The organism is uncultured Citricoccus sp., from assembly GCF_937871995.1.
Taxonomy (GTDB): Bacteria; Actinomycetota; Actinomycetes; order Actinomycetales; family Micrococcaceae; genus Citricoccus.
In genome coordinates this window covers 155,390-165,643 of the sequence record NZ_CALMQR010000055.1, presented here as the reverse complement: position 1 = coordinate 165,643, position 10,254 = coordinate 155,390, and the positions used below count along the sequence as shown (strand labels likewise).

Genomic DNA, 10,254 nt, shown 5'->3' with positions numbered 1-10,254 from the left:
AATCTCGCCGCGGTTGACGGTGGCGCCAACTGTGCCGACGCCCTGCAGGCGGCCCGCCGGAGCGGCGCCGCCGGGATCTGGCTCGGCGTCAACCAGGAGAACGCCCGGGCCCAGCGGTTCTACGCCAGGAGCGGGTACTCACGCTCCGGCGTCCGCACCTTCCGGATGGGACGCCGCACCGAACAGGACTTCATCCTGGAGCGACCCCTCTGAACGTCCAGGACGGCCGTCGCCACCGCCGGTGGCCGCCGTCCACTCCCGAGCGGGGCAGCCCGCGGGTCAGGCCGGGGCGCCCGGAACGGTCATGAGCGGTTCGCCCACGAAGGGGTCCACCGCGAGGGCCACGAAGACCAGCGTGAGGTACGTGATGGACAGGTGGAAGACCTTCATGGCCTTCTTGTCGTTGTAGTCCGGCTTCTGCGACTGCCCGTAGAGCACGTGGCACTCGTAGATGAACCAGCCGCCGGTGACCAGGGCGACCGCCGTGTAGACGATGCCGGCCCAGCCCAGCGGGACCAGCAGCAGGGAGCAGGCGACCGTGGCCCAGGCGTAGAGCACGACCTGGCTGGACACCACGCGGGCCGAGGCCACGGCACCGAGCATGGGGACCTCCGCGTCCTGGTAGTCCTTCTTGTACTTCAGGGACAGCGGCCAGTAGTGCGGCGGGGTCCACAGGAAGATGATCAGGAACAGCACGATGGCGGGCCACTCGATGGTCCCGCGCACCGCGGCCCAGGCGATGAGCACCGGGAAGCACCCCGCGATCCCGCCCCAGACGATGTTCTGCTCGGTGCGCCGCTTGAGGACGAGGCTGTAGACGACCACGTAGAAGAAGATCGCGGCGACCCCGAGGGCGGCGGCCAGCAGGTTGGTCCCCAGGGCCAGGATGAGGATCGACACCACGCCGATCACCCAGGAGAAGACGAGCGCCTCGCGCGGGGTGAGCTCGCCCGTGACGAGGGGACGGTTCTCGGTCCGCTTCATGATCTTGTCGATGTCACGGTCGATGTAGCAGTTGAACGCGGCGGAGGAACCGGCGGCCAGCGCCCCGCCGACCATCGTGGCGACCATGGTCAGCACATCCGGGAAACCGCGCTGGGCGAAGATCATGGTCGGCAGCGTGGTGACCAGCAGCAGCTCCATGACGCGCGGCTTGGTCAGCGCCACGTAGGCGGCGGCCTTCCGGCCGAACCCCAGCTTCCGGGTCTCGGAACGGACGCCGGACGACGTCTGCGTCCCGGCGGACTGGGCATCAAGGGTGCTGGGCATCTACTTCTCACGGTGCAGGAGGACGGGGACGGTGTTCACGCAAGAGGTCCATTGCCCGCCCTGACATCGGACGGCCGACCCGGGGAACACCCCCTCCAGTGTACCCGTCGCGCCGACGCCGTCAGACCCGGGTGACGTTCCCGTGGGTCGCAGTGACCCACCTGACACGGGCGGGGGCGGTTCTCCGCGGCGCGACCCCGTCGCCACCGGTTTCCCAGGGGCTCATTCGGGATAAGCTGGCCCGAGGTCGGTACCGGCCGCAGAATCATCCCGTCAGGAGCAGCTTTCGTGACTTCAGTCCCGGCACAGCCCACCGGAACCGCGACCCGGGGGACGTCCCCCCTGCAGCGTCAGGCACCCGCCCGTGAGTACACCTACTCGGACCTGGACCGGAAGGCCGTGGACACGCTCCGCGTCCTGGCCGCCGACGCCGTGGAGAAGGTCGGCAACGGACACCCCGGCACCGCGATCTCCCTCGCCCCGGTGGCCTGGCAGCTGTTCCAGAACGTCATGCACCATGACCCGGCGGACGCCACCTGGGCCGGCCGTGACCGGTTCATCCTCTCGGCCGGGCACACCTCGCTCACCCTGTACCTGCAGCTGTTCGCCGCCGGCGCCGGGCTCGAGCTGGAGGACCTGCAGTCCCTGCGCACCTGGGGGTCCAGGACGCCCGGGCACCCCGAGTACGGCCACACCGACGGCGTGGAGATCACCACCGGCCCACTGGGCCAGGGCCTGGCCTCCTCGGTGGGCTTCGCCTACGCCCAGCGCCGGCTGCGCGGGCTGCTCGACCCGGACGCCCCGGCCGGGACGAGCCCCTTCGACCACCACGTCTTCGTCATCGCCTCGGACGGTGACATGCAGGAGGGCGTCACCTCGGAGGCCTCCTCGCTGGCCGGCCACCAGGAGCTCGGCAACCTCGTGGTGATCTACGACGACAACAAGATCTCCATCGAGGACGACACCGACGTCGCGTTCAGCGAGGACGTCTCCGCGCGGTACGAGGCCTATGGCTGGCACGTCCAGACCGTGGACTGGCTGGCCACGGGTGACTACGTGGAGGACACCCGGGCGCTGTACGAGGCGATCGCCGCGGCCAAGGCCGAGACCGGCCGCCCCTCGCTGATCAACCTGCGCACGGTCATCGGCTGGCCCTCGCCCGGCAAGCAGGACACCGGTGCCGTCCACGGTTCCAAGCTCGGTGGCGAGGAGCTGAAGGCGCTCAAGGAGGTGCTCGGTTTCGATCCGGAGCAGTCCTTCGCGGTCGAGGACGACGTCCTGGCCCATGCGCGCGGCGTCCGGGACCGCTCCGCGGCCTTCCGGAGCGACTGGGAGGCGTCCTACCGCGCCTGGCGCGAGGCCCACCCGGAACGCGCCGCACTGTATGACCGGCTCTCCGCCGGCGAGCTGCCCGCAGGCTTCGTCGAGGCCTTCCCGACCTTCACGGCGGACTTCGACCCGACCTTCTCCGGGCAGGCCAAGGGCCTGGCCACCCGGGCGGCCTCCGGCACGGTGCTCTCCGCCCTGGGCCCGGTCATGCCCGAGCTCTGGGGCGGGTCGGCGGACCTGGCCGGTTCCAACAACACCACGATGGACGGGGCCGAGTCGTTCATCCCCACGTCCCGCCAGACCAGCACGTGGTCGGGCGGGCCCTACGGACGGACCCTGCACTTCGGGGTGCGGGAGCACGCCGCCGGGGCGATCGTCAACGGCATCTCCCTGGGCTCGCTGCTGCGGGCCTACTCGGGGACGTTCCTGATCTTCTCCGACTACCAGCGGCCCGCCATCCGCATCGGGGCCCTGATGGGCACCCCCGCGATCTACGTGTGGACCCACGACTCGATCGGGCTCGGCGAGGACGGTCCCACGCACCAGCCCGTGGAGCAGCTGGCCAGCCTTCGGGCCATCCCGGGCCTGTCCGTCGTGCGGCCCGGCGATGCCAATGAGGTGTCCTGGGCCTGGCGGACCATCCTGGAACGCACCGACGGGCCGGCCGGGATCGTGCTGTCCCGCCAGAACCTGCCCGTGTTCCCCCGCGGTGAGCAGGGCTTCGCGGGCGCCGAGGGCACCGCGCGGGGCGCCTACGTCCTGCTGGAGGCCACCGACGCCTCGGGCCAGGACGTGGAGCCCCAGGTGATCCTCCTCGGCACCGGTTCCGAGGTGCAGCTGGCCGTGGAGGCCCGCCAGGCACTGCAGTCCGAGGGCATCCCCACGCGCGTGGTCTCCGCACCCTGCCTGGAGTGGTTCGACGCCCAGGACGAGTCCTACCGCGCCCAGGTCCTGCCGGACAACGGGGCCGTCCGCGTCTCCGTCGAGGCCGGAATCGCCCAGGGCTGGGCGAAGTACACCGGTGCCCGCGGTGCCCAGGTCTCCCTGGAGCACTTCGGCGCCTCGGCCGACTACCAGACGCTGTACCGCGAGTTCGAGATCACGGCCGGGGCCGTGGCGGCCGCGGCACGCACCCTGCTGGCCGACTGACCCCCTCAGCACACCGACCCGAGCACACCGACCCGAAGGACACGGGAGCCCACGCGATGACCGAACAGAACCCGAACACGCGAGCACTGGCCGATGCCGGCGTCTCCATCTGGCTCGACGACCTCTCCCGGGAGCGGATCGTCACCGGCAACCTGCAGGAGCTGATCGACACCCGGAACGTCACCGGGGTGACCACCAACCCGTCGATCTTCGCCAGCGCGCTGAAGAACGGCGGACCGTACGCCGAGCAGCTGGCCCAGCTGGCGGCCGAGGGGGCGGACGTGGACCGCGCGGTCTTCGAGCTGACCACGCGGGACGTCCAGCAGGCCTGTGACATCCTCGCCCCGGTCCACGCGGTCACCGACGGGGTGGACGGGCGGGTCTCCATCGAGGTGGACCCCCGGTCCGCCCGGAACGCGGAGAGCACGGTCGCCGAGGCCAAGGAGTTGGCCGCCGCCGTGGCCCGGCCCAACGTCCTGGTGAAGATCCCCGCCACCGAGGAGGGACTGCCGGCGATCACGGCCACCCTCGCCGAGGGCATCAGCGTCAACGTGACCCTGATCTTCTCGCTCACCCGCTACCGGGAGGTCCTCAACGCCTGGCTGCTCGGGCTGGAGCAGGCCCACGCGGCGGGCAGGGACCTGTCCACCCTGCACTCGGTGGCCAGCTTCTTCGTCTCCCGCGTGGACACCGAGGTCGACCGGCGGTTGCGCGAGTCCGGCACCGAGGGCGTGGAGGAACTCACCGGCCAGGCCGGCCTGGCCAACGCGCGGCTGGCCCACCGGATCTTCACGGAGACCCTGGACACCGAGCGCTGGCGCGTCCTGGAGGCGGCGGGCGCCCGGCCGCAGCGACCCCTGTGGGCCTCCACCGGCACCAAGGACCCGGCGCTGCCGGACACCCTGTACGTCACCGGGCTGGTGGCACCCGGAACCGTGAACACCATGCCGGAGAAGACCCTGGCGGCCCTCGCCGACCACGGTGAGGTCACCGGCGACACGGTGACCGGTTCCGGCGAGGACTCGGACCGCGTGCTGGACGCCATCGGCCACGCCGGCGTGGACTACAACGACGTGGTGTCCGTGCTGGAGGAGGAGGGCCTGGAGAAGTTCGTCACCAGCTGGAACGAACTGCTCGAGACCGTGGGCACGGCGCTCCGCGAGGCCTCGGCCCAGGACGCCGCGGCGCGCTAGCCGGGCACCGCCCCTCCCACCAGGCAACGACACCAAGGAGAATCCCCCATGAGCTCGCTCGGACTGCAGGCCACCGGCGCCGCACTCGAGGCCATCGACCGCCACGTGCCCGCCCTGGTGCAGGACCGCTTCGCCAGCCGCCTGTCCGAGCGCGACGCCACCCTGTGGGGTCCGGCCGCCGAGGACGAGGCCTCGAGGCGACTGGGCTGGATGACGCTGTTCGAGGACTCCCGCGCGCTGGTGCCCCAGGTCGAGCAGCTCCGCGAGGAACTCGCCGCGGAGGGCATCACCCGCGTGGTCCTGGCCGGGATGGGCGGGTCCTCCCTGGCCCCGGAGGTCATCGCGGCCACCGTGGGCGCGCCGCTGACGACCCTGGACTCCACCGATCCGGAGATGGTGGGCAACGTGCTGGCCGCCGGCGTGAAGGACACGGTCCTGGTGGTCTCCTCCAAGTCGGGGTCCACGGTGGAGACCGACTCCCAGCGCCGGGTCTTCGAGCAGGCCTTCGCCGACGCCGGCGTGGACCCGAGGGCCCACGTGGTCGTCGTCACGGACCCGGGGTCCCCGCTCGAGCAGTCCGCCCGGGAGGCCGGGTACCGCCGGGTCTTCACGGCGGACCCGACCGTCGGCGGACGCTACTCCGCCCTGACGGCCTTCGGGCTGGTGCCGACCGGCCTGGCCGGGGTGGACATCGCGCGGTTGCTGGACGAGGCCGAGGAGACCCTCGAGGTGCTCGTCACGGACGAGCCGGACAACCCGGGCCTGCAGCTCGGTGCGGCGATGGCCGGCACGGATCCCCTGCGGGACAAGCTGGTGTTCTCGGACGAGGGGTCCGGCCTGGTCGGCTTCGCGGACTGGGCCGAGCAGCTCATCGCCGAGTCCACCGGCAAGGACGGTACGGGCCTGCTCCCGGTCGTCGTGGACGCCGGGGATCCCGAGACCACCGGGGACGCCGGTGACCTGCTCCAGGTCCGGCTCGTCGCCGACCCGGACGATCGCGAGGAACGGGTCGGCACCGACCCGGCCACCCGCTCCGAGGACGCCGTGGAGGTGTTCGGCTCCCTGGGCTCCCAGTTGCTCCTGTGGATGTTCGCGACGGCGGCCGCCGGCCGGATCCTGGGCATCAACCCCTTCGACCAGCCCGACGTCGAGGCCGCCAAGACCGCCGCCCGCGGCCTGCTGGACGCCACGCCCGCGCCGGGCACGCCCGACGCCGTGATCGGTGCCGTCGAGCTCACCGGCCCGGCCGACGTCGTGGGAGCCCCGGACGTGGCCTCGGTGCTCGGCGCCGTCGCCCGCCTGGTGCCCGAGGGGGGCTACCTGGCCGTGCAGGCCTACCTGGACCGCCTGGGCTACCCCGAGCTGGAGACCCTGCGCGCCGTCCTGGCCCGGGAGTCCGGCCGGCCGGTCACCTTCGGCTGGGGCCCGCGCTTCCTGCACTCCACCGGCCAGTACCACAAGGGCGGACCGGCCGGGGGCGTGTTCCTGCAGATCACGGCGGACTCCGACGTCGACCTGGCCATCCCCGGCCGGCCCTTCACCTTCGGCCAGCTGATCACCGCGCAGGCGGACGGTGACGCCACCGTGCTGCGCGAGCACGGCCTGACGGTGGTCCGGGTGCACCTGACCGACCGCGGTCAGGGCATCGCCCAGCTGCTCAACGGTTTCCGCGGTGCCTGAGACGGCCCAGGACCGCGGGACGAGGAACCCGCTCCGGGACCCCCGTGACCGGCGACTGACCCGGATCGCCGGACCCTCCGCGCTGGTGCTGTTCGGCGTCACCGGCGACCTGGCCCGCAAGAAGCTGCTGCCGGCCATCTACGACCTGGCCAACCGCGGACTGCTGCCCCCGGGGTTCTCCCTGGTCGGGTACGGGCGGCGCGACTGGGACGACGCGGCCTTCACCGACTACGTGCGCGCCTCCGTGCAGGCCTCGGCCCGGACCGAGTGGAACGACGCCGTCTGGGACCAGCTGCGCGGCGGCTTCCGGTTCATCTCGGGCGCCTTCGACGACTCCGCGGCCTACGAGCGGCTCAGCGACACCCTGGCCGTCCTGGAGTCCTCCCGGGGGACCGGAGGGAACACCGCGTTCTACCTGTCCATCCCCCCGGACTGGTTCGAGGAGGTCTGCCAGCAGCTCGCCGACCACGGCCTGGCCGGACGGCACCACGACTCCGGCACCCGGCCCTCCCCGGCGCGCACCGGGTCCACGGGCCGGCCGTGGCGCCGCGTGGTGATCGAGAAGCCCTTCGGCCACGACCTGGCCAGCGCGCGGGAGCTCAACGACGTCATCGAGCAGGTGTTCGTGCCGGACGCGGTGTTCCGGATCGACCACTACCTGGGCAAGGAGACCGTCCAGAACATCCTCGCGCTGCGCTTCGCGAACCGGCTGTTCGAGCCGCTGTGGAATGCCAATCACGTCGACCACGTCCAGATCACCATGGCCGAGGACATCGGCATCGGGGGACGGGCCGGGTACTACGACGGCGTCGGAGCGGCGCGGGACGTCATCCAGAACCACCTGCTGCAGTTGCTCGCCCTGACCGCGATGGAGGAGCCGATCTCCTTCGACGCGGACCACCTGCGCGCCGAGAAGGAGAAGGTGCTGGCCGCCGTCGAGGTCCCCGCGGACCTCGGGGCCGCCTCGGCCCGGGGCCAGTACACCGGCGGCTGGCAGGGCGGGGAGAAGGTCACCGGCTTCCTCGACGAGGAGGGCTTCAACCCGGCGTCCACCACGGAGACCTACGCGGCGCTGCGGCTGGGCATCCGGACCCGGCGCTGGGACGGGGTGCCGTTCTACCTGCGCGCCGGCAAGCGCCTGGGCCGACGCGTCACGGAGATCGCGGTCGTGTTCAAGCGCGCCCCCAACCTGCTCTTCCCGGGCCACCGGGAGGACGAGTTCGGCCAGAACACCATCGTGGTGCGGGTCCAGCCGGACGAGGGCGTGACCATCCGCTTCGCCTCGAAGGTGCCCGGCACCCAGCAGGAGGTCCGGGACGTGACCATGGACTTCGGCTACGGTCACGCGTTCACCGAGGACAGCCCGGAGGCCTACGAGCGGCTCATCCTGGACGTGCTGCTCGGCGAGCCGCCGCTGTTCCCGCGCCAGGCCGAGGTGGAGCTCTCCTGGGCCATCCTGGACCCGTTCGAGCAGTACTGGGCCTCGCTGCCCGGACAGCCCGAGCCCTACGCCCCGGGCAGCTGGGGTCCCGTCACGGCCGATGAGCTGATGGCCCGCGACGGCCGTGTCTGGAGGAGGCCCTGATGATCATCGACGTCAAGGACACCACCACCTCCCGGGTGGCCAAGGAGATGAACCGGCTGCGCCAGGCCGGCGGCGTGGTCACCCTGGGACGCGTCCTCACCCTCATCATCGCCACCTCCGACGATCACGTGGAGTCCTCGATCCGGGCGGCCAACCTGGCCAGCCGGGAGCACCCCTGCCGGATCATCGTGATCGCCGTCGGCGACCCCGAGGCGGAGACCGCCCTGGACGCCCAGATCCGGGTCGGCGGGGACGCGGGCGCCTCGGACGTCGTGGTGCTGCGCGGTTCCGGATCCAACGCGGTGGAGTCGGAGTCGCTCATCGGCGCCCTGCTGCTGCCGGACGCCCCGATCGTCGTCTGGTGGCCGCACCGGCCACCGGAGGTCCCGGCCGAGTCCCCGCTGGGCCGCATCGCGCACCGCCGGATCACGGACACGGCCACGGCGGCTTCCGCCCGGGAGGCGTTGATGCACCTGCGGACGACCTACCGGGCCGGGGACACCGACCTCGCCTGGACCCGGCTGACGGGCTGGCGCATCCAGCTGGCGGCCATCCTCGACGGGCTGGATCCGGCGGAGATCCGCTCCGTCACCGTGGACGGGGCCGAGGACTCCCCCTCCACCATGCTGCTGGCGGCCTGGCTCACGCGCCGCCTGAACGTCCCCGTGACGATGGCCCACTCCAAGGCCGGCCACGGCATGCGCTCCGTCCGGCTCCGCAGGGACGACGGTGACATCGTGCTCTCCCGCCCCGTGGGCGACGTCGCCTCCCTCTACCAACAGGGCCGGCCGGTCCAGCGCATCTCCCTGCCCAAGCGCAGCGACCAGGAGTGCCTCGCCGAGGAGCTGCGGCGGCTGGACCCCGACGAGGTGTTCGGCGACGTGGTGGTCCACGGGCTGCCCCTGACCGACCTGAAGGCGGTACTTCCCAGTGAACGATGACCACGTGACCATCACCACCGATCCCAGCGGGGACTGCGTCCGCGTCTACGGGGACCGGGACGCCCTGTGCCGGGCCGCCGCCCGGGAACTGCTCCGTGTCCTCGCCGAGGCCGTCAGCGGCCGGGGCAGCGCCTCGGCGGTCCTCACGGGAGGCGGGACCGGTACCGGCATCCTCGCCGCCCTGGCCCGCCTGCTCGGGGAGGAACCGGCGCTGGACTGGTCGCGCGTGCACCTGTGGTGGGGCGACGAACGCCACCTGGCCGCCGGCGACCCTGACCGCAATGAGGTCCAGGCCGCGGCGGCGCTGGTGGACACGCTCGTGGACGGCCACGGGATGCCGGCCGGCAACGTGCACCCCGTGCCGGCCGCCGACGGCTCCGGCCCGGACGCCGCCGCCGCACGCTACGCCGCCGAGCTGGCCCGGCACGCCCAGGCCGACCCCGGTCCGGACCCGCGGCTGCCCGTGTTCGACGTGGTGATGCTGGGTGTGGGCCCCGACGCCCACGTGGCCAGCCTGTTCCCCGGCCTGCCGGGCCCGCAGGCCCGGGACGCGACGGTGATCGGGGTGGAGGACTCCCCCAAGCCGCCGCCGCTGCGCGTCTCGCTGACCCTCGAGGCCCTGAACACCGCCCGGCGGCTGTGGTTCGTGGTCGCGGGTCTGGACAAGCAGGAGGCCGTCACGGCCGTGCGTGGGGCCAGGAACGCCAAGACCACCGACGCGGCCCGCTGGCCGGCATCGGTGGTCTCGGGTGCGATGTCCACCACCTGGTGGCTGGACGGTGCGGCCGCCCGCTGAGGCACGGGCGGGGCAGCGCCGGCGGCTCTCGCCGGCGGTCCCGGGTGCCCGAAGGGCTCAGAAGTCCTGGGAGAACCGCATGATCAGGCCCAGGGCCACGACGATCGCACCCCAGGTGATGCCGAGCGTCACCGTGAGGCGGTTCAGGTTCTTCTCGGCGACGCCGGAGGCGCCCAGGGATGAGGTCACGCCCCCGCCGAACATGTCCGACATGCCACCGCCACGGCCCTTGTGCAGCAGGATCAGCAGCACCAGCAGGACGCTGATGAGCGCCAGGGTGATCTGCAGGATGAGGGTCAGGACGTCCACGTC

The 10,254-nt window shown here is 72.2% G+C and carries 8 protein-coding genes and 1 pseudogene; 7 read left to right on the top strand and 2 right to left on the bottom strand.

Annotated elements, in window-relative coordinates; all coding sequences use genetic code 11:
- Positions 1–213, top strand: a pseudogene (locus Q0283_RS06235) (GNAT family N-acetyltransferase); the annotation flags it as partial.
- A gap of 66 nt (positions 214–279) precedes the next feature.
- Here the strand turns inward: Q0283_RS06235 and Q0283_RS06230 are convergent.
- Positions 280–1,269 (bottom strand): heme o synthase, encoded by a 990-nt coding sequence (locus Q0283_RS06230; protein ID WP_010142565.1) that lies wholly within the window; start codon positions 1,267–1,269, stop codon positions 280–282.
- Positions 1,270–1,611: 342 nt separating this feature from the next.
- Here Q0283_RS06230 and tkt point away from each other — a divergent pair, with 342 nt between their 5' ends.
- The 6 genes from tkt to pgl are packed head-to-tail and all read left to right on the top strand — an operon-like array spanning position 1,612 to position 9,942.
- The gene (tkt, locus tag Q0283_RS06225) at positions 1,612–3,747 is read left to right on the top strand and encodes a transketolase (RefSeq protein ID WP_298043758.1); all 2,136 of its coding nucleotides are present in this window, start codon (positions 1,612–1,614) and stop codon (positions 3,745–3,747) included.
- A gap of 56 nt (positions 3,748–3,803) precedes the next feature.
- Positions 3,804–4,940 (top strand): transaldolase, encoded by a 1,137-nt coding sequence (gene tal, locus Q0283_RS06220; RefSeq protein ID WP_298043750.1) that lies wholly within the window; start codon positions 3,804–3,806, stop codon positions 4,938–4,940.
- A gap of 48 nt (positions 4,941–4,988) precedes the next feature.
- Positions 4,989–6,620 carry a glucose-6-phosphate isomerase gene (locus Q0283_RS06215; RefSeq protein ID WP_298043748.1) on the top strand — a complete coding sequence of 544 codons (1,632 nt, stop codon included), beginning with the start codon at positions 4,989–4,991 and terminating at the stop codon, positions 6,618–6,620.
- Positions 6,613–8,205 (top strand): glucose-6-phosphate dehydrogenase, encoded by a 1,593-nt coding sequence (zwf, locus tag Q0283_RS06210; RefSeq protein ID WP_298043745.1) that lies wholly within the window; start codon positions 6,613–6,615, stop codon positions 8,203–8,205. Before Q0283_RS06215 ends, zwf begins: the two co-directional genes overlap by 8 nt.
- Positions 8,205–9,146 (top strand): glucose-6-phosphate dehydrogenase assembly protein OpcA, encoded by a 942-nt coding sequence (locus Q0283_RS06205; RefSeq protein ID WP_298043743.1) that lies wholly within the window; start codon positions 8,205–8,207, stop codon positions 9,144–9,146. Before zwf ends, Q0283_RS06205 begins: the two co-directional genes overlap by 1 nt.
- Positions 9,147–9,150: 4 nt before the next feature.
- On the top strand, positions 9,151–9,942 hold the full coding sequence (gene pgl / locus Q0283_RS06200) for a 6-phosphogluconolactonase (RefSeq protein ID WP_298043740.1): 792 nt from the start codon (positions 9,151–9,153) through the stop codon (positions 9,940–9,942).
- A gap of 57 nt (positions 9,943–9,999) precedes the next feature.
- Here pgl and secG read toward each other — a convergent pair whose 3' ends face one another.
- On the bottom strand, positions 10,000–10,251 hold the full coding sequence (secG, locus tag Q0283_RS06195) for a preprotein translocase subunit SecG (protein WP_010142557.1): 252 nt from the start codon (positions 10,249–10,251) through the stop codon (positions 10,000–10,002).
- Positions 10,252–10,254 lie beyond the last annotated feature (3 nt).

Bases quoted from the DNA above. Each gene is read 5' to 3' on its own strand.
- Q0283_RS06215 (WP_298043748.1), top strand. From the start codon at position 4,989: ATGAGCTCGCTCGGACTGCAGGCCACCGGCGCCGCACTCGAGGCCATC.
- Q0283_RS06205 (WP_298043743.1), top strand. From the start codon at position 8,205: ATGATCATCGACGTCAAGGACACCACCACCTCCCGGGTGGCCAAGGAG.
- tal (WP_298043750.1), top strand. From the start codon at position 3,804: ATGACCGAACAGAACCCGAACACGCGAGCACTGGCCGATGCCGGCGTC.
- Q0283_RS06230 (WP_010142565.1), bottom strand. From the start codon at position 1,269: ATGCCCAGCACCCTTGATGCCCAGTCCGCCGGGACGCAGACGTCGTCC.